Origin of the sequence: Amycolatopsis sp. NPDC021455 (genome assembly GCF_040640995.1) — a bacterium.
Lineage (GTDB): Bacteria > Actinomycetota > Actinomycetes > Mycobacteriales > Pseudonocardiaceae > Amycolatopsis.
Genome location: NZ_JBFACT010000006.1, coordinates 243,475 through 265,726 on the forward strand (window position 1 = coordinate 243,475; position 22,252 = coordinate 265,726).

Sequence of the window (22,252 nt, forward strand, 5' to 3'; positions counted from 1 at the left end):
CGGCAGCGGCCGAGTGGCTCTGCCGCGGCAGCGGCCGAGTGGCTCTGCCGCGTGAGCGGCCGAGTGGCTCTGTCCCGCGGGCGGCCGAGCGGTCCTGCCGCGTGAGCGGTCTGGGTGGCTCTGCCGCGGGAGCAGCCGAGTAGCCCTGCCGTGGGAGCGGGCGGGCAACTCCGCTGCCGTGAGCGGCCTGGGTGGTTCTGCTGCGGCAGCGGCCGAGTTGCTCTGCCGCGTGAGCCGGCCGAGTTGCTCTGCCGCGTGAGCGGCCTGAGTGGCTTTGCCGCGTGGGCGGCGGGCGACCCCGCTGCCGTGTGCGGCCTGGGCGGCTTTGCCGCGTGAGCCGGCCGAGTGGTCCTGCCGCGGGAGCGGCGAGCGGCCCCAGCCGCGTAAGCGGCCGGGTGCCGGTCACCGGGCCGCGCGCATGCGGCAAACTGGTCTCTCGCTGGTCGCGCGGAGGGAGACGAACGATGGACGAGGTCGCCAAGGCCGTGGAGGAGTGCGCACGGGCGGCGAAGCTGGCCGCGCCGTCGCTCGCCGCCGCCACCACCGAGGCCGTCGATGCCGCGCTGACCGGGATGGCCGAGCGGCTGCTCGCGCACCGCGAGGAGATCCTCGAGGCCAACCAGGCCGACGTCGAGCGCGCGAAGGGCGAAGGCATGAGCGCCGGCCTGCTCGACCGGCTCACCATCACCCCGGAGCGGCTGACCGGGATGGCCGAGCAGCTGCGGCTGCTCGCCGGCGCGCCGCACCAGGAGCGGTCGGTCGAGGTGTCCACGCTGGACGGCGGGCTGCGGCTCGTCGAGCGGCGGCGGCCCGTCGGCGTCATCGGCGCGAACTACGAGGCGCGGCCGAACGTGACCGTCGACGTGGCGTCGCAGCTGGTCAAGTCGCGCAACGCCGGCGTCCTGCGCACCGGCTCGGCCGCGCTCGGCTCGGCTCAGCGGCTGCGTGAGGTCGTCATCGCGCCGGCGCTCGCGGAGGCGGGCATCGACGCCGACTGCGTCCAGCTGGTGCCGCGGGTCGAGCGCGAGGCGGCGTCCGCGCTGGTGCGGCTGCCGGACCTGGTGCCGCTGGTGATCCTGCGCGGCAGCGGTGACAGCACCCGGGCGCTCGCCACCGAGGCGGCCGTCCACGGCGTGCGCACGCTCGCCCACGCCGACGGCGGCGGGGTCCTCTACGTCGACCGCGGCGCGGACGTCACCAAGGCCCGTGACCTCGTCTACGCCAGCCTCGACCGTCTGGGCGTCTGCAACCGGCTGAACCTGCTCCTCATCCACGAGGACATCCACGACGAAGCCTGGCCGGCGATCTCCGAGGCGCTCGCCGAGCGAGGCGTCACGCCTTCGCTGGCGCCGCACGAGCACCCCATCGGCTACGAGTGGGCGCTGGACTCCGACCGGGAGGCGACCGTCACCGTCGCCAAGGTCGGCGCGCTCGCCGACGCCGTCGAGATCGCCAACGAGCGCACCTCGGGCCTCGCCGCGGGCATCGCCACCGAAGACGAGGCGGCCGCCGACGCCTTCTTCGACGGCTACACCGGCACGGGTGTCTTCTGGAACGCGCCGACCCGCCTCCTCGACGGCTTCAAGCTGCTCGCGGTCCCGGAGACCGGCATCAACCTGGACAAGGTCCCCGGTCCGCGCGGGCCGGTGACGTACACGGACCTCTACGTCCGCCAGTACGCCGTCCTGCCGGCCTGAACCTCAGGGAGCGGGCGGGACGTCCGCGAGCCTGCGGAGCTCTTTGACGGTGTCCGCGGCGTTGACGAGCAGCTCGGTCCGGTCGCTGGTGTCCCCGGAGTAGCGGTAGATCGCGGTCGGCCCGTCGCTGATGGCGATCGCCGCGACCAGGCGGCCTTCGGGGTCGCGGGTGAGCCCGGTCGTCACCGGCACCTCCCGGCCGACGGTGTCGACCGTGGTGAGCGTCCGTTCCTTGTACCAGCCTCGCGTGGTCATGTTCCGCAACTCCGGGGGATGGGGATCACAGGGATACGTCGTAGGACGCGAGGATCACCGAAGGTGTTACGGCATACTGGGGCGGGTGATCTCCCGGCCGCACGTCCTGCTGTCCGCCGCGCAGTCGCTCGACGGCTACCTCGACGACACCTCGCCCGAGCGGCTCGTACTGTCCACTGAGGACGACTTCGCCGTCGTCGACCGGTTGCGGGCCGAGGCGGACGCGATCTTCGTCGGGGCCGGCACCGTCCGCGCCGACAACCCGCGGCTGCTCGTGCGGTCGCCCGAGCTGCGGCGGCAACGGCTGGAGCAGGGCAAGCCCGAGCAGCCCGTCAAGGTCACCGTGACCACCCGCGGCCTCGATCCGGACGCGCAGTTCTTCACCGTCGGGGACACCGAAAAGATCGTCTACGCGCCGCCCGGCGCCGCGGACGCCTTGAACCACGTCGCCACCGTCGTCGACGCCGGGGACCCGCCCGACTTCGGTCGCATCCTCGACGACCTCGGGGCGCGTGGCGTCAGCAAGCTGCTGGTCGAAGGCGGCGGGGGAATCCACACGCGGTTCCTCACCGAAGGCCTGGCCGACGAGCTGCGCCTGGCGATCGCGCCGTTCTTCGTCGGGCAGCCGGACGCGCCGCGGTTCGTCGGCCCCGGGCGCTATCCGCGGCCGCTGGTCCTCACCGGCGCGACGGAACTCCAGGGGATGGCGATCCTCGAGTACCGCGCGGCCGAGGAGCCGTCCGGCCGGGACGTCCGGCGGCTACGCGAAGCGATCGCGCTCGCCGCCGAATGCCCGCCCAGCCACACCTTCCGGGTCGGGGCCGTGATCACCGACGCCGACGGCGAGGTCGTCGCGACCGGGCATTCCGGCGAGGGCGATCCGCTGAACCACGCCGAAGAAGCCGCGCTCGCCAAGTGCGCCGGCGACCCGCGCCTGGCCGGGGCGACCATGTACAGCTCGCTGGAGCCGTGCAGCCACCGGAGTTCGCACCCACGAAGCTGCACTCAGCTCATCCTCGACGCCGGCATCCCGCGGGTCGTGTTCGCCTGGCGGGAGCCGGCGGTGTTCGTCGACGCCCAGGGCACCGAGCTGCTGCGGCAGGCCGGGCGGCACGTCGTCGAGGTGCCCGCGCTGACCCCGGAGGTCCAGCGCGAGAACACCCACCTCGACTTCTGAGACTTCCGAGCGGCTAACAGGCGCCGTTGTCCACCCAGACGCCCCATTCGCCGGTGGTTCCGGGCTCTTCGCCCTGCGTCCACCACTTCGCCGTCCACTTGTGGCTGTTGTGCGAGACGACGTCGTCCTTGACGTAGACCTTCGTCCGGTCCCACTCCGCCGCGGTGCAGGAGCCGCCGCCCGGCGTGGTCGGGGTCGTCGTCACCGGCGGCGTCGTCTGCGGCGGTGTCGCCCCCGCGAAGCGGACGCTGAACTTCGTGAAGTCCCAGTCGTTCTGCGGGACGTTGCTGCACACGCCGTTGTCGGTCGTGCCGACGCAGGCGCGGTCCCGGTTGACCGACCAGAACGTGAACCGGCCGAGGCCGTGGCTGGTCGCGTAGTCGTACACCGTCTGGAAGTCCGAGGTGGAGAACATCTCCGCCGCGTCCGACTTGCCGTTCATGCCGGAGAAGCCCTCGTGCGAGTACGCCGTGGCGCTGTCCCAGCCCAGGTGCGACATCAGCAGGCCGTGGAACGCCTCCAGCGCCGACACCTGCGACGAACCGCCGTTGAAGCCGCCGTCGAAGGGCATGATCGAGAAGTTGTTCGGGGTGAAGCCGATCGACTTCGCCTGGTCGAGCAGCTGCGTGCCGAACCAGCCGGTGCCGGCCGCGGTGCCCGGCATGGTCACCGACACGAACAGGCCGGGGTTGTTGGCCTGCAACGTCTTCGCGGCGCCGAGCTCGTTCGCGATGGCCGCGGTGTTCTCGTACTCGGGTTCCTCGAGGTCGAAGTCGATCGCCTTGAGCGAGTATTTGGTGACGACCTGCTGGTAGGCGGCGGCCGTCGCGGCCACCGTGCCGCAGGTCTGGCCGAGCTTCGTGCCGCCGTAGCCGCCGACGGACACCGAGACGTCGCCGCCCGCGCCGCGGATCCGCGAGATCACGCCCGCGACGGCGGTGTCGGAGGAGACCGCCGAGGTGCCGTCCCAGGTCGGGCTGCACCCGCCGCCGTTCGGCGCGAGGATGAACGCCAGCTGGAACGCCTTGAGCCCGGTCGCGTTCATGACGGTCACCGGATCGGGTGGGTTGTTGCTCTGGGGCATCAGGTACGGCGCCGCGGCGTACCAGTTGTTGCTCAACGCCGCGGTCGCCGAGGGCGCGCCGAGCACGAGGCTGACGGCGGTGGCGGCGGAAGTGGCGACGGCGAGCCCGATGGCGGCCAGTCTGCTCCTGCGCATGAGCTGTCCTCCCGTGGGGATTCGAGGTGGGACAGATCATTGGACTAGACCATTAATGAAGTCAAGCCCACCAAGGTCGGGAAAGCCGCAGCCGTGGGTGAAAAGCGCCGGAATATCCGATATTTGTCCACCGGGCGCGGGCCGACCGGGCATCGGCGAGCGTGCCCGGCCGCCCTCGACGGCCGGTTTTGTCGGTGCCCCCGGGTAGAGTGGAAAACGGGGGGCGCCCCCGCGCGGGCCCCGGGTGCCCGGGGCTTCGGCTCAGCTGTTGTCGTTCAGGAAGTCGTAGTCCTTGCACTCGCCGTCGTGGTAGCCGTCGGCTTCCTTCCAGTACCGGCAGAACTTGAAGCCGACGCGGGACTCCGGCAGGTCGTAGCCGCCGCCGTCGGCCGCGCTCTTGGTGACGCACTTGCCGTTGCCGCCGACGTGCATGCTGTAGCGGAGGGTGCCGGTGGCCGGCGTGCCCTTGTAGACGTAGATGATCACGCCGCGGCCGTCGGCGTCGGTGTCGCAGATGTGGACCCGGTCGCCTTCTTCGGTGAAGACGCCTTCGCCGCTCCATCCGGTCACGTCGCCGAAGGCGTCGCCGGTGTGCAGGTGCTTCGTGTGCTCGGCGGCGGAGGCGGGCGCCGCGAACGTGAGCACGGAGAACAGTGCCGCGGCGGCCACGCCGAGAACCTTCTTCAAGTCTTCGTCCTTCCTCGGTGGGGACGAAGCGTAGCGTCACTCCGACTCGAGATCGCCCTCCAGGGAGAGGTACACCTCGCGCATTTTCTCCAGCAGCGCCGGGTCCGGTTCCGCCCACAGCCCGCGGTCCGCCGCCTCGTTCAAGCGCTCCACGATCCCGCGCAACGCCCACGGGTTCGCCTGCCGCAGGAACTCCTGGTTCACCTCGTCCAGCACGTACGACTCGGTCAGCTTCTCGTACATCCAGTCGCCGACCACGCCGGCTGTCGCGTCGAAGCCGAACAGGTAGTCCACCGTGGCCGCCAGCTCGAACGCGCCCTTGTAGCCGTGGCGGCGCATCGCCGCCAGCCAGCGCGGGTTGACCACGCGCGCCCGGAACACCCGGGCCGTCTCCTCGCCCAGCGTGCGCGTGCGGACCGCGTCCGGCGAGGTGCTGTCGCCCACGTAGGACGCCGGAGCCGCGCCCGTCAGCGCCCGCACGGTCGCGATCATCCCGCCGTGGTACTGGAAGTAGTCGTCCGAGTCGGCGATGTCGTGCTCGCGCGTGTCCGTGTTCTTCGCCGCCACCACGATGCGCTTGTACGAATTCTCCATGTCCTCGCGCGCCGGGCGGCCGTCCAGGTCGCGGCCGTACGCGAAGCCGCCCCAGACCGCGTACACCTCAGCGAGATCCTTGTCGTCGCGCCAGTTCCCGCTGTCCATCAACGGCAGCAGGCCCGCGCCGTACGCGCCCGGCTTCGAGCCGAAGATCCGCGTCGTCGCGCGCCGGGCGTCGCCGTGCGAAGCCAGGTCCGCGGAAGCGTGCGCCCGGACGAAGTTCTCCGAGTCCGGTTCGTCCAGCGAGGCCACCAGCCGCACCGCATCATCGAGAAGGGTGATCACGTGCGGGAACGCGTCGCGGAAGAACCCGCTGATCCGGACCGTCACGTCGATCCGGGGCCGGCCCAGTTCCGCGAGCGGGATCGCTTCGATGCCCGTGACGCGCCGCGAAGCTTCGTCCCACACCGGTTGGACGCCCAGCAGTGCCAGGACTTCCGCCGCGTCGTCGCCGGACGTCCGCATCGCCGACGTGCCCCACACCGACAGGCCCACCGAGCGAGGCCAGTCGCCGGTGTCCTCGCGGTAGCGGCGCAGCAGCGAATCGGCGAGGGCCTGCCCGGTTTCCCAGGCGAGCCGGCTCGGGATCGCCTTCGGGTCGACGGTGTAGAAGTTCCGCCCGGTCGGCAGCACGTTGACCAGCCCGCGCAGCGGCGACCCGCTCGGTCCGGCCGGGATGTACCCGCCGTCCAGCGCGTGCAGCACGGCGTCGAGTTCGGCGGACGTCCCCGCGAGCCGGGGGACGATTTCCGTGGCCGCGAACGAAAGCACCCGCGCCACCTGGGCGTCCGGGGCGATCGAGGCGACCGCGTCGACGTCCCACGAGCGCGCTTCCATCGCTTCGACCAGCGAACGCGCGGTCTGCTCGACAGCGTCCACTTCGGACGTCGGCGCGTTCTCCTTGAGCCCCAGCGCCGACCGCAGGCCCGGCACCGCACCCTGCTTGCCGCCCCACATCTGGGACGCGCGCAGCATCGCCAGCACCAGGTTGACGCGTGCTTCGCCGGCCGGCGCCGCGCCCAGGACGTGCAGCCCGTCGCGGATCTGCGCGTCCTTGACCTCGCAGAGCCAGCCGTCGATGTGCAGCAGGAAGTCGTCGAACTCCGCGTCGTGCGGCCGTTCCTCGACGCCGAGGTCGTGGTCCAGCTTCGCCGCCTGGATCAGCGTCCAGATCTGCGCGCGGATCGCCGGCAGCTTCGCCGGGTCCATCGCCGCGATGTTCGCGTGCTCGTCGAGCAGCTGCTCCAGCCGCGCCATGTCGCCGTACGACTCCGCGCGCGCCATCGGCGGGATCAGGTGGTCGACGATCGTCGCGTGCGCCCGCCGCTTCGCCTGCGCGCCCTCGCCCGGGTCGTTGATCAGGAACGGGTACACCAGCGGCAGGTTCCCGAGCACGGCGTCCGGCGCGCATGACGCGGAAAGCCCCGCGGTCTTGCCGGGCAGCCACTCCAGGGAGCCGTGCTTGCCCAGGTGGACGACGGCGTGCGCGCCGAACTCCTCCTCCAGCCACCGGTAGGCGGCCAGGTAGTGGTGGCTCGGCGGCAGGTCCGGGTTGTGGTAGATCGCGACGGGGTTCTCGCCGAACCCGCGCGGCGGCTGGATCATGATGATCACGTTGCCGCTCCGCAGGGACGCCAGCACGATGTCGCCGTTGTCGACGTACAGCTCGCCCGGCGCCGGACCCCAGTGCTCCTCCACCGCCGAACGCAGCTCCGCGGGCAGCGCGTCGAACCACGCCCGGTACCGCGCGGCGGGCACGCGGATCGGGTTCCCGGCCAGCTGTTCCTCGGTCAGCCACTCCGGGTCCTGGCCGCCGGCGGCGATCAGCGCGTGGATGAGCGCGTCACCGTCGGGCTGGCCGGTGCCGGTCGGGTCGACGCCCGGGAACGCGTCCGGTCCCAGGTCGTAGCCCTGCGCGCGCATCCGCCGCAGCAGCTCGATCGCCGACGCGGGCGTGTCCAGCCCGACCGCGTTGCCGACGCGAGAGTGCTTCGTCGGGTACGCGGACAGCATCAGCGCGATACGACGTTGCGAAGGAGGCGTGTGCCGCAGCCGGGCGTGCGCCAGCGCGATGCGAGCGACGCGGGACGCGCGCTCGGCGTCCGGCACGTACCGGGGGAGACCGTCCTCGTCGAGTTCCTTGAACGAGAACGGCACCGTGATCAGCCGTCCGTCGAACTCCGGCACGGCCATCTGGTTCCCGGCGTCGAGCGGCGACAGGCCGTCGTCGTTCGCCGCCCACGTCTCGCGGTCGCTGGTCAGGCACAGCGCCTGCAGGATCGGGACGTCGAGCGCGGCCATCTCGGCGACGTCCCATGCCTCGTCGTCACCCCCGGCGCCCACCTCGGACGGCCGCGTGCCGCCCGCCGCGAGCACCGTCACCAGCAGGGCGTCCACGGAAGCCAGCTCGGCCATCATCTCCGGCTCGCGCGTACGCAGCGAAGCACAGTAGATCGGCAACGCGCGCCCGCCCGCGGCTTCGATCTCGTCGGCGAGGGCGTGCACGAACGCCGTGTTCCCGGACAGGTGGTGCGCGCGGTAGTACAGGATGCCGATGCGCGGGCCGTCGGAGGTCGGGGCAGGACGCTCGAGGACACCCCACGTGGGCTGCTCGGCGGGCGGCTCGAAGCCGTCGCCGGTCAGCAGCAGGGTGTCGGACAGGAACCGGTGCAGCTGGGTGAGGTTCGCCGGGCCGCCCTGCGCGAGGTACGCGTGGGCTTCGGCGGCGATGCCGGCCGGGACGGTCGAGAGCTTCATCAGCTCGGCGTCCGGCGTCTGCTCCCCACCGAGGACGACGACGTGCGCGCCGGACGCCCGGAGCGTGTCGAGGCCTTCCTGCCAGGTCCGCGGCGTGCCGAGGATGCGGGCGACCACGATCTTCACGCCGTCGAGCAACGCCGGCAGCTCGGCGACGTCGAGCCGCGACGGGTTGCCGAGCCGGTACTCGCGCTCGCCGGAGCGGGCGCTCAGCAGGTCGGTGTCCGAAGTGGACAGAAGCAGGATCACGAGGTTCCTCCTCGGGGTCCGCGCCCCGGGTAGACGGGCGCGCCGGCCGGAGTTCCTGGCTGCCGGATCTCTCCGGTCACAGTGGCGGGACCGCCCCGGACTTCCACCGGGTTCCTCCACCTGCCGACGCGTGGGTGACGCACTCACTCTCCGGTGCCGGTCGAGGCGCGTCAAGGTGACGTTGCCCCGGGTAACCTGGCGGCTTGGAATCCCTTCTCCGGAGCTTCACCGCCGCGCAGTCGACCCGCCAGCCGTACCGCCACCCCACGGCGGCCGAGCTCGAAATCGCCGGAACCGGCTTCGCCGCGTTCCTCGACCGGGCTCCGCATGGCCTCGATGAGCTGGGGTTTTCCGTCGAAGGCGAGGTGCTCGTCCAGGAACCCGGCACCGAGCGCGCCTGGGGGCTCTACGCGATCGACCGGTCCGCGCCGCCCTCCCTGGTCGTCGAGGTGCCGCACCCCTCGTCCGACCTGCGGACCGACCTGATCGGCCTGGCGCTCTTCCGGCGGGTGCCCGGCGCCGTGCTGGCCGTCGCCGGTGCGCACCGCCGCCGGGAGGACCCCGCGCACGACACGCGGACCGTCTTCCACGTCGTCAGCGCGCTGCTGGCCCGGCGCGGCCTGCCGCAGGTCCAGCTGCACGGCTTCAAGGACCGGACCCTGCCCGCGGCCGACGTCGTCCTCTCGGCCGGGGCCGCCGAGGCCGGCGACGCGGCCCGCCGGGCCGCGGACCGCCTGGAAGCCGCCGGGTTCCGCGTCCGCCGGGCCTGGGCCGAGCCCTGCCGGGGCCTGGCCGGGACGACGAACGTCCAGAGCCAGGCCACCGGCGGAACGCCGTTCCTGCACGTCGAACTCAACCGGACGGTCCGCGAGACGCGGCGCGCCGACGTCGTCGAAGCGCTGGCCGCGGCCGATCTGCGGAAGCCGTAGGCCGTCCCGAGAACTCCCGAAGAAGGTTCCGCGATCGCCGGAAACCGGAGATTTCGGGCAAACCAGTTCTTAGGGTCTTCATTACCGATCCATTGGTGATGAAAGGAATGCCCGATGCGCAACACCGCGCGTACCTTGACCGCGATCGCCCTCGTCGCCGGCGCGACACTGACCGCGGCGCCGGCCGCGATGGCGGCGAACCATTTCGTCCTCTTCAGCAACCGGTCCGCCTTCGTCATGACGTCGTGTTACACCGCGACGGACGCGCAGGGCAGGCAGCTCGCCCACGACTGCGACCAGGTGGCGGCCGCCCAGAAGTCCACCTTCTGGGTGCCCAGCGCGGCGACGCAGACCCGGGTGACGGTGTCCGACCGGGGCACCCAGATGTTCGGCCGGACCCACCCCAACACCCGGGACCTGTGCATCCGCGCCTCCGCGAGCGGATCGGTGCACGAGGCCACCGAACAGCCCTGCACCCCGAACTGACGAACCGCTGCGGGGTCGTGCCGTCACGACCCCGCAGACCGGTTCACGCGGACCGCTCGCCCAGGCGGGGGAAGGGCTTCGTGGAGAACAGCACTTCCACGGACACCTCGAAGAACTCCGCGATCCGCAGGGCCAGGTACAGCGACGGGCTGTACTCGCCGCGCTCCAGGTAGCCGATCGTCTGGTAGTGCACCCCGAGGGCCTCCGCCAGCTGGCGCCGCGAGATCGACCGCTCCGCGCGCAGCATCGCGATCCGGTTGTAGACGACCTCACTCATCACTACCCCACACGCTGCATGGCCTTCTGCCGCCGCTGCGCCACCGACGAGCCCGCCTCGCGCCGCGCCATGCGGCGGAGCAGGATCGGCGCCACCGCGAAGCCGAGCACCGCCCACGCCAGCAGCACCGCCAGTGTCGGCAGCGGCCGCCACGACTGGCCGATCTCGACGACGACCGCGCTGTCCGGCAGCAGTGCCGACCGCATGCCGAGGCCGAGCCAGTACATCGGGAACACCTGCGCGATGTCCTGCACCCACCCCGGCAGGGCCGTGACCGGGTAGAAGATCCCCGAGATCGCGCCCATGCCCATGACCGGCAGGGTGATCAGCCCGATCGACCGGGCGCTGTTGGTCAGCGACCCCAGTGCCGCGCCGATCGGCATCGTCGCGGCCATGCCGAGCAGCAGCACCCCGAGCAGGTGCAGGTACGACCAGACGCCGTCGGGTGCCAGCCCGGAGAAGGCCAGCACGCACGGGACCAGGACCGCGGCCAGGGACGTCAGCTGGGCCAGCGACAGCGCCGTCGTCTTCCCGACCAGGTACCCGAGCATCCCGTTCGGGGTCGCCTTCGCCCGCAGCAGGGTGCCGTCCTCGCGGTCGACGGCGAGGTAGCCCGCCGCGCCGGTCAGGCCGTTGAACACGATGCCGGCGCCGAGCACGCCGGGCACGGTCGCCGCGCCGAGCGAGAACGACGTGCCGGGCAGCGTGGCGTTGCGCATGAAGAACAACGTACCGAGGAAGAGCAGCACGAAGACGACCTGGCCCACCACGTCGTCGAGGTTGGTCCACGTCTGCTTGAACTCGATCCAGCCGCGGGCCAGCCCGGCGCGCAAGGGGACGGCGTTCATCGCGCACCCGCTTCCTGGAGGCCGAGCTCCGTCTCGCCGCCGGTCTCCGCCCGGTGCACCAGCGTCATGTAGGTGTCCTCCAGCGACGCCCGCCGGACCTCGAGGTCCGCGACGGCGTCTCCGTGCTGCTTGAACAGGTCGTACACGTACTTCGTCGCTTCGGTCGTCAGGTGCACGAAGCGCTGGCCGCCGACGCTCCAGCGGATCTCGGCCTCGCCGGAGACCTGCCGGCTGAGCTGGTCGGCCGAGCCGTCGGCGACGATCCGGCCGCCGTTGAGGATGAGGATCCGGTCGGCCAGCTTCTCGGCCTCGTCGAGGTCGTGCGTGGTCAGCAGGATCGTCGTGTCCAGCTCGTCGGACAGGCGGTGCACCAGGTCGTGGAACTCCCGCCGCGCCTCGGGGTCGAAACCCGCGGTCGGCTCGTCGAGGAACAGCAGCTCGGGACGGCCGACGATGCCGATCGCGACGTCGAGCCGCCGCCGCTGGCCGCCGGAGAGCTGCTTGAGCTTCTTGCCCGCGTGCTCGGTGAGCCCGACCGCCGCGATCAGCTCGTCGGTGTCCCACGGCCGTGGGCGCTCCGGCGTCGAGTACGGCGCGTAGTACCGGCCGAGGTGCGCGAGCAGCTCGCGGACGCGCCACTTGCCGTGGTCGCGCCAGGACTGGAGCACGACCCCCAGCCGTGCCCGCCAGTCCTCGCCGCCCTGGGCCGGGTCGACGCCCAGCACGCTGACCTCGCCCTCCGACCGCATCCGGAAGCCCTCGAGGATCTCGATCGTCGTCGTCTTGCCCGCGCCGTTCGGCCCGAGCAGGCAGACGACCTCGCCGCGGTACGCCTCGAAATCGACGCCGTGGAGCACGTCGTTCGTGCCGTAGCGCATCCGCAGCCCGCGCACGCGGACCGCGGGAACCGCCGGGTCTCTCATCGCGTCACCCCCATCTGACTGATGCGATTGAATGTAGCACACATACTACATTCGATCAGAGTTCTACAGCTCCGGGAACTTGACCCGCGGTCACCCGGTTCGCCGGGCATGGGAACTTGGCTGGGGCTGGCCCTTCCGGGCGGCGTGGTGATCCTGCTGGTCATGGCCGCGATCGAGCTGCGGCCGCGCAAGAACGGCTCGCGCTTCAAGGCGCGGCTGTCCGCGACCTACATCGAAGAGACCACCGCGTTCCTGTACGGCACCAAGCGGCGTGAGCTGGAACACCGGGAAACGATGTCGATGCTCGTCGAGCAGGACGCCGAAGGCGCGCCACCCTGGCGTGACGTGGACCTGGACGCCGGAATCGCCCGGATCCGGCCGCGTCCGGAGCCGCGGGAGCCGGAAAACCGCCAGCTACAGTGACCTCATGCCGACCCGAGCGCGTGTGCGAGCCGACGCGTGCCCTGGTGTTTTCGCACCCCACGACGCCGCCGACGGCCCACTCGCGCGGGTGCGGCTGCCCGGCGGCACGATTTCCGCAGTGCAGCTGCGCGCGCTGGCCGACGCGGCCGAAGCCTGCGGCGACGGCGACCTCCACCTCACCTCGCGCGGCAACGTCCAGTTGCGCGGCGTCACCCGGCCCGGCCTCGCCGCCCGGCTCACCGACGCCGGCCTGCTGCCGTCGCCGTCGCACGAGCGGGTCCGGAACGTCCTGGCCTCGCCGCTGAGCGGGCTGCGCGGCGGCCTCGCCGACGTCCGGAGCCTCGCCGCCGCGCTCGACGGCGTCCTGTGTTCGACGCCGGAGCTGGCGTCGCTGCCCGGCCGGTTCCTCTTCGCCTTCGACGACGGACGCGGCGACGTCGCCGGCGAGGGCCCCGACGTCTGCTGGCGTGCTCTCGATGCCGGGACGGGGACGCTGCTGCTCGCGGGCGGTGACACGGGACGGCGGGTGCCGCGCGCCGACGCCGTCTCGACGCTGGTCGACGTCGCGCTCGAGTTCTGCCGGGTGCGCGGGTCCGCCTGGCGGGTCGCGGAACTCGACGACCCGGCTTGGCGCGGGACCCCGGTGCCGCGGGCGCCGGTCGAGGTCCCCGCGGGGCTGATCGAACGGGACGGCGGCCTCGCGGCCGGTGTCGTGCCGCGCTTCGGGCAGCTGTCCGCGGCGCAGGCGCGAGCCCTGGCCGAGTTCGGCCCGGCGCTGGTCACGCCGTGGAAGTCGGTGGTCCTGCCGGACGTGCCCGCCGACGTCTTCGAGCGGCTCGGCTTCGGGGGCGAACCGCTGGGCACCACCGCGTGCATCGGCCGTCCGGGCTGCGCGAAGTCGCGCGCCGACGTCCGGGCCGACGCGGTGTTCCGGCCGGGCCTGCGCGCGCACTTCTCGGGCTGCGAACGGCGGTGCGGGAAGCCGTCGCAGTCCCATGTGGACATTGTCGCCGAAGCGGGGGGCTACCGCATCGACGGCCGCTGGGTGCCGCTCGACGAGATGGAAGGGAACCTGTGATCGACTACCTGCGGGACGGTGCCGAGATCTACCGGCACTCGTTCGCCACGATCCGCGAGGAGGCGGACCTGGCGATCCTGCCCGACGACGTGGCGGGCCTCGCGGTCCGGATGATCCACGCCTGCGGCATGGTCGATCTGGTCGACGACCTGCGCTACACGCTCGACGTCGTCGAGTCCGGCCGGGCCGCCCTGGAAGCCGGTGCGCCGATCCTGTGCGATGCGCGGATGATCGCCAGCGGCGTCACCCGGTGCCGCCTGCCCGCGAACAACGAGGTCCTCTGCACGCTGTCGGACCCCAGTGTGCCCGGGCTCGCCGAACGGATGGGCACCACGCGCTCGGCCGCGGCCCTGGAACTGTGGCGCGACAAGCTGCCCGGCTCGGTCGTGGCGATCGGCAACGCGCCGACCGCGCTGTTCCGCCTGCTGGAAATCCTCGAGGAAGGCGCCGGCGCGCCCGCGGCGATCATCGGCGTCCCTGTCGGGTTCGTCGGCGCGGCAGAGTCCAAAGTGGAGCTCGCGAAGCGGGCCCCGGCACCGTACCTGGTCGTCCACGGGCGGCGGGGCGGCAGCGCCATGGCCGTCGCGGCGATCAACGCACTCGCGAGCGCCGAAGAATGACCGGCACGCTCTACGGCGTCGGGCTCGGCCCCGGCGACCCGGAACTGATGACGGTGAAGGCGGCCCGGCTGATCTCCGAGGCGCAGGTCATCGCGTACCACTGCGCGCGCCACGGCCGCAGCATCGCGCGGTCGGTCGCCGAGCCGTACCTGCGCGAGGGGCAGCTCGAGGAAAAGCTCGTCTATCCGGTCACCACGGAGACGACCGATCACCCGGGCGGCTACGAGGGCGCGATCGCCGACTTCTACGAGCTGAGCGCGAAGCGGCTGGCCGAGCACCTCGACGCGGGCCGCGACGTCGTCCTGCTCTGCGAAGGCGACCCGTTCTTCTACGGCTCGTACATGTACATGCACGAACGGCTCGCCGGCCGGTTCGAGGCGGTCGTCGTGCCCGGGGTGACGTCGGTGAGCGCGGCGTCCGCGGTGCTCGGCCGGCCGCTGGTGCAACGCGACGAGGTGCTGACCGTGCTCCCGGGCACACTGCCCGCGCCGGAACTGGCCCGCCGCCTCGCGGACACCGACGCGGCGGCCGTGCTGAAGCTCGGGCGGACGTTCTCGTCCGTCCGGGAAGCCCTGGAAGAGGCGGGAAAACTCGACGACGCCGTCTACGTCGAGCGCGCGACCTGGGGACAGCAGCGGATCGAGCCCCTGGGTGAGGTCGACCCTTCGACCGTCCCGTACTTCTCGCTGGCGTTGCTGCCATCGCCGGCCTACGCGTCGCGGCAAGCTCCTTCCGCGCCGCCTGCGGCCGCTTCGGACGGCGGCGAAGTCGTCGTCGTCGGTCTCGGGCCTGCGGGTCCGGAGTGGTTGACGCCGGAGGCCGCGGCGGAGCTGGACGCGGCCGAGCACATCGTCGGCTACGGGCCGTATGTCGCGCGCGTGCCACAGAAAGCCGGGCAGCAGCGGCACGCGTCGGGCAACCGCGTCGAGGCGGACCGCGCTCGCGAGGCACTGTCCCTGGCTGCTTCCGGCGGCCGGGTCGCGGTGGTGTCCTCGGGCGACCCGGGCGTGTTCGCGATGGCGTCGGCGGTCCTGGAGCAGGTCGCCGCGGGCCACGGCGCGGGCGTCCGGGTCCGGATCGTCCCGGGCGTGACGGCAGCCCAGGCGGCGGCGTCCCGCGTCGGCGCGCCGCTCGGCCACGACTACTGCGTGCTCTCCCTGTCCGATCGCCTGAAGCCGTGGGAAATCATCGAGAAACGCCTGGAAGCGGCGGGCGCGGCCGACCTGGTGCTGGCGCTGTACAACCCGGCTTCACGATCCCGGACGACGCAGCTCGCCGACGCCCGTTCCGTGTTGCTCCGCCACCGCGCCCCGGCCACCCCGGTGGTGGTCGCGCGGGACGTCGGCGGGCCGGAGGAGGACATCCGGATCACCACGCTAGGGGACCTCGATCCGTCCACAGTGGACATGCGCTGCCTGCTGATCGTGGGCTCGTCCCGCACCCGCGCGGAGAACGGCATCGTCTGGACCCCACGCAGCTACTGAAAGCCGTGAAGGCCTCCTTCCCGGCTCTTATGGCCGGGAAGGAGGCCTTCACGGACTCCGGCCGTTACTGACCGAGGGCGGTCAGGAACGCCGGGCCGTTCGGTGAGCCGATGCCCGTGACGTCGTCGTAGCCGTTCCGGACGTGGATCGTCAGGACGGCGTCGGCGTCCAGGGAACGCAGGCTCGCCGCCGAGTACCCGGCCGAGGCGTCCACCGAGTTGTTGTAGTTCACCCGGGCGACCGCCATCGGCGACGGCGGCTGCCGGACGTCGTGGAACGCCGAGGTGCCCGCCTTCGCGTACAGCAGCGGGTTCGCGAAGCCGAACTCGCGGCCCGCCTGCTGCTGCGCCAGCGCGACGAACGCGGCGAACAGCGGCGACGCCAGGCTCGTCCCGCCGATGCGGTACTCGCTGTACTTCGCCGTGCCGTCCGGGAACGCCTGCGTCTGCCCGACCAGGAAGCCCGTGTTCGGATCGGCCAGCGCGGCCACGTCCGGCACCGCGCGCATCGGCTGCGGCCGCGCGCCGTTCGCCGTCGCGATCGAGCTCGGGACCACGCCCGCCTGGTACGCGGGCTGGGCGAACAGCCGGCTCGTGCCGCCACCCGCGCCACCGAAGAACTCACCCGGCGGCGTGGGCACCCAGGCGCCATTGGTCAACGTCGATCGCCCGGTCTCCCAGCCGGTCTCGAACAGGTACTCGCCGCCCGCGCCGACGCCCAGCGAGGTGCCGCCGACCGCGGTCACCCACGGGCTGACGGCGGGCCAGTCCGGCGTCGCCTTCGGGAAGTTCGCGGCGACGCCGTCGGTCTCGTCGGCGTTGTCCCCGCTCGAGAAGTAGACGCCGATGCCGGTCGCCGCGGCCTCGATGAGCGTGTCGTTGAACGGCTTGACGTAGCCGGTCGGCAGCAGCTCGGTCGAGAAGCCGTAGGAGTTCGTCACGATCGAAGCCAGGTGCTGGTCGACGACGTGGTTCATCGCCGCGTCGAGGTCCTGGTAGTTGTTCGGCGCGCCGACGTAGACGATGTTCGCGCCCGGCGCGATGCTGTGCACCGCCTCGACGTCGAGGGTCTCCTCGCCGTACCAGCCCTGCGGGTCCTGCTTCGGGTTCTGCGGCCGGTTGTACACACCCGGCGGCACGACCTGGCGGAACTGGTTCCCGGACAGCTGCGGCAGCCCGTGCAGCCGCGAGTAGGTGTTGACGTCCGACACGATGGTCGGCGACGCGTAGGCGTCGATGATCGCCACGGTCTGGCCCGTGCCGTCGGTGCCGCCCGCGATGGCCTGTTGGACGCCGTATGCGCTCCGCAGCTGCGAAGGCGTGTAACCGCACGGTGCCCACGGGTTCGGGTGGCCGTAGGCGTCGGGCACCTTGACGCCGTCCGGGGTCAGCGTCGTCGCGGTGGTCTTCTCGCCGTAGTAGGCGGAGCACGGCGGGGCGTTGACGAAGGCGGGCGACGGCGTCGCGGCCGGGGCCGACGACGGCTGGAGCAGCGCGAACGACTCGTCGAGCCCGACCACCGCGCTGACGCTCGCGGGGAGGCCGGCGGGCAGCGAAAGGTCCTTCTCGGGGGCGCGGAGCGTCTTGCCACCGACCGCGAACTCGCCGAAGGTGGTGCCGAACGCGGCCGCGGCCTGCGCGACCGTGCCCTCGGCCTGCACGAACCGGCGGTTGCCCGGGGTGTAGCCGACGTCGAAGCCGGCCTTGCGCAGCCACTGCTGCACGGAGCTCACGTCGCTCGGCGAAGGCGCGAACCGCTGCCGGAACTGCGCCGCCGTCAGGAACCTGCCGTAGTCGGCGGAGCCCGGCGTCGAAACGCGGCTCGCCACTGCGGCGGCGTCGCCGGTCCAGCCGAGATAAACGCGGAATGCGACATTGTCCGTCGCATTCGCTTCTCCGGTGCGGGCGGACGATTTCGCCCAGGCCGGGACGCTGCCCGGCAACGGGGTCCGGTCGCTCGCCGAGGCCGCGGAGGCCCCGATCAGGAGACCGGCGGTGGTCACGGCCGTCGCGGCCAGTGTGAGCAGCCGGAATGCGGGTGTGCGCATGGCTGGTCCTCCTCGGGAGAGCCGCCCCGGCGACGTCGGCGGGGCGCGAGGGAAAAATAGTTCCGGAAAAGGGAACTGACCAGTTTTGTGATCGAGTCGATGCCGGCCTCGATTTGGTCCACTCAGGGTAGACCGGCTTCCCGCGCCCGGGCGCCCACGAACGCCCGATCGGCGGTACCGAACTTCGCCAGGACGGCGCAGACGAGGTTGCGCACGGTCTTCGGCGCGAGGTTCAGCCGCGCGGCGATCGCGAGGTTGCCCAGGTCCTCGGCGAGCAGGCCGAACACCTCGCGCTCGCGGGCGGTCAGGCCGGGCAGCGACGGCGCCGGCCCGGTGAGCCGGGCGTACAGCCGGTCGGCGGCGTCCTCGCCGAACACCGCGGCGCCGCCGGCGACCACCCGGATCGCGCGGGCCAGGTCGGCCGGGCCGATGTCGTCGTGCAGCAGCCCGCGCGCGCCGGCCCGCATCGCCGCGATCACCAGCTCGCCGGCGTCGGGCGCGGTGAGCACGAGCACCGGCGTGCGGCCCGCCCGCCCGATCACCGAGAGCCCGGCCCGGTCGGCGGGCCGGAGGAGGAGCACGTCCGGCCGGGCGGCCGAAAGGGCACGCAGGACCGCACCGGGCTCGGGCGGCACCGAGCCGATCACCTCGATACCGTCGGCGGGCGCGGGCACCGCCGGCACGCCGGCGGCGACGACCTTGAGCGGTTGCGTCATCACCCGGCGGTTCTAACGCAGGAATCTTGTCCAGTGTCGGGCCGGATCCGGTGAACAATGACCATGACACGAACGGGGGCCGGGGTGGCGAGAAAGGAACGGCCGCTGGGGCCGGGTGACGACCTCGTCGTCGAGTTCGCCGCCGGGCTCCGGCAGCTGCGGGACGAGGCCGGTGGCCCGACCTACCGGACCCTCGCCGCCCGCGCCGGCTACTCGGCCGCCGCGCTGTCCGAGGCCGCGGGCGGCCGCAAGCTCCCGGGCCTCGCGCTCACCACGGCGTACGTCGGCGCGTGCGGCGGCGACGTCGAGAAGTGGGAGACGCGCTGGCGGGAAGCCGCCGCACGGCTGGCGGCCGAGAGCACGCCGGGCCCGGAGGCCCAGACGCCGTACCTCGGGCTGGCCGCGTTCCAGCCTGCCGACGCCGACCGGTTCTTCGGGCGCGAGAAGCTGGTCGGCGAGCTGACCGCGAAGCTGAGCGAACGCCGGTTCGTCGGCGTGTTCGGCGCGTCCGGCTCCGGGAAGTCGTCGCTGCTGCGGGCCGGGCTGGCCGGCGAGCGCGCGGCGCGGGTGCGCACCCCGGGCGAGCACCCGCTGAGCCAGTGCGCGGACGCCCTCGCCGAAACCGGGCGGCTGCTGGTCGTCGACCAGTTCGAGGAGGTCTTCACCCTCTGCCGCGACGACGCCGAGCGCGCCGCGTTCATCGGCGCCCTGCTGGCCAGGGCCGCCGACGAGCACGGCAGCCAGGTCGTGCTCGGCGTCCGCGCCGACTTCTACGGGCACTGCGGGCGGCACGCCGAGCTCGTCGACGCCCTGCGGGACGCGCAGATCCTGGTCGGGCCGATGACCGCGGAAGAGCTGCGGACGGCGATCGTCGAGCCGGCCGTCCGGCACGGGTGCCAGGTCGAATCCGCGCTGGTCACGACGCTCGTCGCCGACGCGGCCGGCCGTCCCGCGGTGCTGCCGCTCGTGTCGCACGCGCTGCTGGAGACCTGGCGGCGACGGCAGGGCATCACGCTCACCCTCGCCGCGTACGAGGCCGCCGGCGGGATCCGGAACGCGATCGCGCACACCGCCGACGCCGTCTACGGCGAACTGGCGCCCGGACAACAGGCGAAGGTCCGGCAGATCTTCCTCCGGCTGACCGCGCTCGGCGAAGGCACCGAAGACACGAAGCGGCGGCTGCGCCGTCGCGAGCTCGACGACGACCCGGCGACCACCGAAGTGCTCGAACGGCTCGCCGCCGCCCGGCTGGTTTCCCTGGACCACGACGGCGCCGAGATCGCCCACGAAGCCCTGATCCGCAGCTGGCCGCGACTGCAGGACTGGCTCGCCGAGGACCGCGAAGGCCACCGGCTGCACCGCCAGCTCGCCGAGGCCACGGACCTGTGGGAATCGCTGGACCGCGACGCCGGCAGCCTCTACCGCGGCACCCGGCTCGGCCTCGCGGCCGAGTGGGCGGCCCGTTCCCCGGACGCACTGACCGCGCGTGAGCAGGCTTTCCTCGACGCGGGCCGGGCGCAGGAGACCGCCGAGGCGGACGCGGTCCGGCGCCGGACGCGGCGCCTGCGCCAGCTCGCCGCGCTCCTCGGCGTGCTGCTGATCCTGGCGGGCGTCGCGACCGGCTTCGCGATCGACGCCTCGCGCACGGCGACCGACCAGCGGAACGTCGCGCTCGCGCGGAAAGCCGTCGGTGACGCGGCGGACCTGCGGCAGACCAATCCCGCGCTGTCGGTCCAGCTCAGCCTGGCCGCGTACCGGCTCGCGCCCGTCCGGGAGGCACGGGACGGCCTGCTCGGCACGCTGGGTTCGCCGTTCGCCGGGCGGCTGAGCCTCGCGCCGGAGGGCATCGGCTTCGACGGCGGGGCCGCGGTCAGCGGCGACGGGCGGCTGCTGGCCACGGGCTCGGACCTCGGGAAGGTGCAGGTGTGGTCGCTGCGCGGAACGCGGCAGCCCGTCCTGCTCGCGAAGCTCCCGGAGCCCGTCCGCAACCCGGTCGCGTTCAGCCCGGACGGGCGGACGCTCGCCACCGGCACCGCGGACTCCGCGTTCCGGCTGTGGGACCTCAGCGACCCGCGCGCGCCGGTGGCGCGGGGACTGACCGAACCCCAGCGGCGCAAGCTGAACACCGCGGAGTTCAGCCCGGACGGGCGGCTGCTGGCCACCGGCGCGGACGACGGCACGGTCCGGCTCACCGACGTCACCGATCCGGCGCGGCCGAAGACCGTCTCGACGCTCGGCCCGGACCTGCAGCGGGCGACGTTCCGCGGCGACGGCCGCGTGCTCGCCACGGGCACCTCGGCCAAGACCGAGGTGCTGTGGGACGTCGCCGACCCGGCCCGGCCGCGGCGGCTGGCCGAGCTGACCGGCCACACCGGGCTGGTCAACGCCTCGGCGTTCAGCCCGGACGGGCGGCTGCTCGCGACGACCAGCTGGGACACGACCGTGCGGCTCTGGGACGTCTCCACCCCGAGCGCGCCCCGGCCGTTGGCGACGCTGCCCGGCACCGGGATCGTCTGGGTGGTCGCGTTCAGCCCGGACGGCCGCACGCTCGCCGCCGCGGGCGACCCGGCGGCGCGGCTGTTCGACGTCTCGGACCCGGCCGCGCCGGCCCCGCTCATCACTCTCGCCGGCCACACGAACTCCGTGACATGGCTCGGTTTCGCGGACGGGATGCTGCTGACGGCGTCCGCCGACCGGACGTTGCGGCTGCAGGACCTGGCGCTGCTCGACCTCGCCGCCCGGGGCGGCTGCTGCGTCCGGTTCGACGACAGCGGGCGGCTGATGATCACCACCGGCAAGGGACCGCAGCTGTGGACGGTGCCGCCCGACGGCCCGCCCCGGCTCGCCGCCCGGCTGCCCGGCGTGCCGGGGGAGGTCACCGCGATCGTCGCCGGCCACGACGGCCGCAGCGTCGCGCTCGCGGCGTTGACCGACGCGGGCGGAGTCCTCGAACGCTGGGACGTCACGCGGCCGGACCGGCCGCGGCTGGTGGCGCGGACGACGACCAGGCCGGCCTACTCGCTGGCGTTCAGCCCGGACGGCCGGGTGCTGGCGACGGGCTACGACGACGGGCCGATCCAGCTGTGGGACGTCTCGGACCCGTCCCGCATCGCCGCCCCCGTGACACTGCCCAGCCCGGACGGCACGGTGTGGTCGCTGAAGTTCACCCCGGACGGCGGCACGTTGTACGCGGGCCGCGGCGGCGCCACACCGGCGGTGACGCGCTGGGACGTCACGGACCGGCTGCACCCTCGTCTCACGACCACGCTGAGGGCCGGAACCGGCGCGTTCCTGTCGCTCGCGTTGAGCCGCGACGGCCGGTTCCTCGTGGGCGGGAGCACGGACACGAACGCGTACCTGTGGGACGTCTCGGGTGCGCCCCGTCTGCTGTCTTCGCTGACCGGGCACACGGACACGGTGGGGGCGGTGTCGATCGGGCCGTCGGGAACCCTGATCGCGACGGCCGGTTACGACCGTTCGATGCGGTTGTGGGACGTGTCGGACCCCGCCCACCCGATCCAGACAACGGCATTCGGCGGCTTCCCCGACTCGGCTTACACGATCGTCCTGCTCCCCGACGGCCGGCGCGTCGCGATCGGCGCGGGCACCATCCGGTTGCTGGAACTGGACCCGGAACGGGTGGCCCGGCAGATCTGCGGGCTGGCGGACCCGAAGATCACGCCGGCGGAGTGGGGGACCTACTTCCCGGGAGTGCCCTACACCCCGCCGTGCCCCTGACCCAAACGCCCGAATGTGGCGTTCGGTGCGTCAGACGCACCGAAC

General features: G+C 72.8%; 18 protein-coding genes and 1 riboswitch. Of the genes, 9 read left to right on the forward strand and 9 right to left on the reverse strand.

Annotation, left to right across the window (positions count from 1 at the left end; all coding sequences use genetic code 11):
* Positions 1-464 precede the first annotated feature (464 nt).
* Positions 465-1,697, forward strand: a complete 1,233-nt coding sequence (locus tag AB0G28_RS12160; RefSeq protein WP_361086836.1) for an aldehyde dehydrogenase family protein — start codon at positions 465-467, stop codon at positions 1,695-1,697.
* Between the two features lie 3 nt (positions 1,698-1,700).
* Here AB0G28_RS12160 and AB0G28_RS12165 read toward each other — a convergent pair whose 3' ends face one another.
* On the reverse strand, positions 1,701-1,952 hold the full coding sequence (locus AB0G28_RS12165; RefSeq protein ID WP_361086839.1) for a hypothetical protein: 252 nt from the start codon (positions 1,950-1,952) through the stop codon (positions 1,701-1,703).
* 85 nt (positions 1,953-2,037) lie between these two features.
* Between AB0G28_RS12165 and AB0G28_RS12170 the strand changes: the two genes are divergently transcribed.
* Positions 2,038-3,129 carry a dihydrofolate reductase family protein gene (locus tag AB0G28_RS12170; RefSeq protein WP_361086842.1) on the forward strand — a complete coding sequence of 364 codons (1,092 nt, stop codon included), beginning with the start codon at positions 2,038-2,040 and terminating at the stop codon, positions 3,127-3,129.
* A gap of 13 nt (positions 3,130-3,142) precedes the next feature.
* Here the strand turns inward: AB0G28_RS12170 and AB0G28_RS12175 are convergent, their stop codons facing one another.
* The 3 genes from AB0G28_RS12175 to cobN form a co-directional block, all read right to left on the reverse strand.
* The gene (locus tag AB0G28_RS12175) at positions 3,143-4,348 is read right to left on the reverse strand and encodes a chitinase (RefSeq protein ID WP_361086845.1); all 1,206 of its coding nucleotides are present in this window, start codon (positions 4,346-4,348) and stop codon (positions 3,143-3,145) included.
* 261 nt (positions 4,349-4,609) lie between these two features.
* A complete protein-coding gene (locus AB0G28_RS12180; protein WP_361086848.1) occupies positions 4,610-5,035 on the reverse strand; it encodes a hypothetical protein in 426 nt (141 codons plus the stop codon).
* Between the two features lie 36 nt (positions 5,036-5,071).
* On the reverse strand, positions 5,072-8,638 hold the full coding sequence (gene cobN / locus AB0G28_RS12185) for a cobaltochelatase subunit CobN (protein WP_361086850.1): 3,567 nt from the start codon (positions 8,636-8,638) through the stop codon (positions 5,072-5,074).
* Between the two features lie 49 nt (positions 8,639-8,687).
* A riboswitch (cobalamin riboswitch) is annotated at positions 8,688-8,755 on the reverse strand.
* Positions 8,756-8,841: 86 nt separating this feature from the next.
* Here cobN and AB0G28_RS12190 point away from each other — a divergent pair.
* Together AB0G28_RS12190 and AB0G28_RS12195 are read left to right on the forward strand one after the other, a co-directional pair.
* Positions 8,842-9,567, forward strand: coding sequence for a hypothetical protein (locus tag AB0G28_RS12190; RefSeq protein WP_361086853.1), 726 nt, complete (start codon positions 8,842-8,844; stop codon positions 9,565-9,567).
* Positions 9,568-9,681: 114 nt separating this feature from the next.
* A complete protein-coding gene (locus AB0G28_RS12195) occupies positions 9,682-10,053 on the forward strand; it encodes a hypothetical protein (protein WP_361086856.1) in 372 nt (123 codons plus the stop codon).
* Between the two features lie 43 nt (positions 10,054-10,096).
* Here the strand turns inward: AB0G28_RS12195 and AB0G28_RS12200 are convergent, their stop codons facing one another.
* The 3 genes from AB0G28_RS12200 to AB0G28_RS12210 are packed head-to-tail and all read right to left on the reverse strand — an operon-like array spanning position 10,097 to position 12,101.
* Entirely contained in the window at positions 10,097-10,330 is a 234-nt protein-coding gene (locus AB0G28_RS12200) for a helix-turn-helix transcriptional regulator (RefSeq protein ID WP_043784651.1), read from the reverse strand.
* Positions 10,331-10,332: 2 nt separating this feature from the next.
* Entirely contained in the window at positions 10,333-11,178 is an 846-nt protein-coding gene (locus tag AB0G28_RS12205) for an ABC transporter permease (protein WP_361086859.1), read from the reverse strand.
* Entirely contained in the window at positions 11,175-12,101 is a 927-nt protein-coding gene (locus AB0G28_RS12210) for an ABC transporter ATP-binding protein (RefSeq protein ID WP_361086862.1), read from the reverse strand. Before AB0G28_RS12210 ends, AB0G28_RS12205 begins: the two co-directional genes overlap by 4 nt.
* Before the next feature lie 108 nt (positions 12,102-12,209).
* On the opposite strand from AB0G28_RS12210, the gene AB0G28_RS12215 reads away from it, so the two are divergent.
* The 4 genes from AB0G28_RS12215 to AB0G28_RS12230 are packed head-to-tail and all read left to right on the forward strand — an operon-like array spanning position 12,210 to position 15,706.
* A complete protein-coding gene (locus tag AB0G28_RS12215) occupies positions 12,210-12,524 on the forward strand; it encodes a DUF6191 domain-containing protein (RefSeq protein ID WP_361086865.1) in 315 nt (104 codons plus the stop codon).
* A gap of 4 nt (positions 12,525-12,528) precedes the next feature.
* Complete coding sequence (locus AB0G28_RS12220) at positions 12,529-13,602, forward strand: precorrin-3B synthase (protein WP_361086868.1); 1,074 nt, start codon at positions 12,529-12,531, stop codon at positions 13,600-13,602.
* The gene (locus AB0G28_RS12225) at positions 13,599-14,222 is read left to right on the forward strand and encodes a precorrin-8X methylmutase (RefSeq protein ID WP_361086871.1); all 624 of its coding nucleotides are present in this window, start codon (positions 13,599-13,601) and stop codon (positions 14,220-14,222) included. The genes AB0G28_RS12220 and AB0G28_RS12225 overlap by 4 nt, the downstream gene beginning before the upstream one ends.
* Positions 14,219-15,706: a precorrin-2 C(20)-methyltransferase gene (locus AB0G28_RS12230; RefSeq protein WP_361086874.1), complete on the forward strand. Its 1,488-nt coding sequence runs from the start codon at positions 14,219-14,221 to the stop codon at positions 15,704-15,706. Before AB0G28_RS12225 ends, AB0G28_RS12230 begins: the two co-directional genes overlap by 4 nt.
* 64 nt (positions 15,707-15,770) lie before the next feature.
* On the opposite strand, the gene AB0G28_RS12235 is transcribed toward AB0G28_RS12230, so the two are convergent.
* Both AB0G28_RS12235 and AB0G28_RS12240 read right to left on the reverse strand, forming a co-directional pair.
* Positions 15,771-17,753 (reverse strand): S53 family peptidase, encoded by a 1,983-nt coding sequence (locus AB0G28_RS12235; RefSeq protein WP_361086877.1) that lies wholly within the window; start codon positions 17,751-17,753, stop codon positions 15,771-15,773.
* Positions 17,754-17,875: 122 nt separating this feature from the next.
* Positions 17,876-18,469 (reverse strand): response regulator transcription factor, encoded by a 594-nt coding sequence (locus AB0G28_RS12240; RefSeq protein WP_361086902.1) that lies wholly within the window; start codon positions 18,467-18,469, stop codon positions 17,876-17,878.
* A gap of 84 nt (positions 18,470-18,553) precedes the next feature.
* Between AB0G28_RS12240 and AB0G28_RS12245 the strand changes: the two genes are divergently transcribed.
* Positions 18,554-22,207 carry a hypothetical protein gene (locus tag AB0G28_RS12245; protein WP_361086880.1) on the forward strand — a complete coding sequence of 1,218 codons (3,654 nt, stop codon included), beginning with the start codon at positions 18,554-18,556 and terminating at the stop codon, positions 22,205-22,207.
* Positions 22,208-22,252 lie beyond the last annotated feature (45 nt).

What these genes read in the sequence shown, in the direction of transcription:
- AB0G28_RS12195 (WP_361086856.1), top strand. Translation starts at nt 9,682, where the DNA reads ATGCGCAACACCGCGCGTACCTTGACCGCGATCGCCCTCGTCGCCGGC.
- AB0G28_RS12205 (WP_361086859.1), bottom strand. Translation starts at nt 11,178, where the DNA reads ATGAACGCCGTCCCCTTGCGCGCCGGGCTGGCCCGCGGCTGGATCGAG.
- AB0G28_RS12200 (WP_043784651.1), bottom strand. Translation starts at nt 10,330, where the DNA reads ATGAGTGAGGTCGTCTACAACCGGATCGCGATGCTGCGCGCGGAGCGG.
- AB0G28_RS12230 (WP_361086874.1), top strand. Translation starts at nt 14,219, where the DNA reads ATGACCGGCACGCTCTACGGCGTCGGGCTCGGCCCCGGCGACCCGGAA.
- AB0G28_RS12210 (WP_361086862.1), bottom strand. Translation starts at nt 12,101, where the DNA reads ATGAGAGACCCGGCGGTTCCCGCGGTCCGCGTGCGCGGGCTGCGGATG.
- AB0G28_RS12220 (WP_361086868.1), top strand. Translation starts at nt 12,529, where the DNA reads ATGCCGACCCGAGCGCGTGTGCGAGCCGACGCGTGCCCTGGTGTTTTC.
- AB0G28_RS12235 (WP_361086877.1), bottom strand. Translation starts at nt 17,753, where the DNA reads ATGCGCACACCCGCATTCCGGCTGCTCACACTGGCCGCGACGGCCGTG.
- AB0G28_RS12215 (WP_361086865.1), top strand. Translation starts at nt 12,210, where the DNA reads ATGGGAACTTGGCTGGGGCTGGCCCTTCCGGGCGGCGTGGTGATCCTG.
- AB0G28_RS12175 (WP_361086845.1), bottom strand. Translation starts at nt 4,348, where the DNA reads ATGCGCAGGAGCAGACTGGCCGCCATCGGGCTCGCCGTCGCCACTTCC.
- AB0G28_RS12160 (WP_361086836.1), top strand. Translation starts at nt 465, where the DNA reads ATGGACGAGGTCGCCAAGGCCGTGGAGGAGTGCGCACGGGCGGCGAAG.
- AB0G28_RS12165 (WP_361086839.1), bottom strand. Translation starts at nt 1,952, where the DNA reads ATGACCACGCGAGGCTGGTACAAGGAACGGACGCTCACCACGGTCGAC.
- AB0G28_RS12240 (WP_361086902.1), bottom strand. Translation starts at nt 18,469, where the DNA reads ATGACGCAACCGCTCAAGGTCGTCGCCGCCGGCGTGCCGGCGGTGCCC.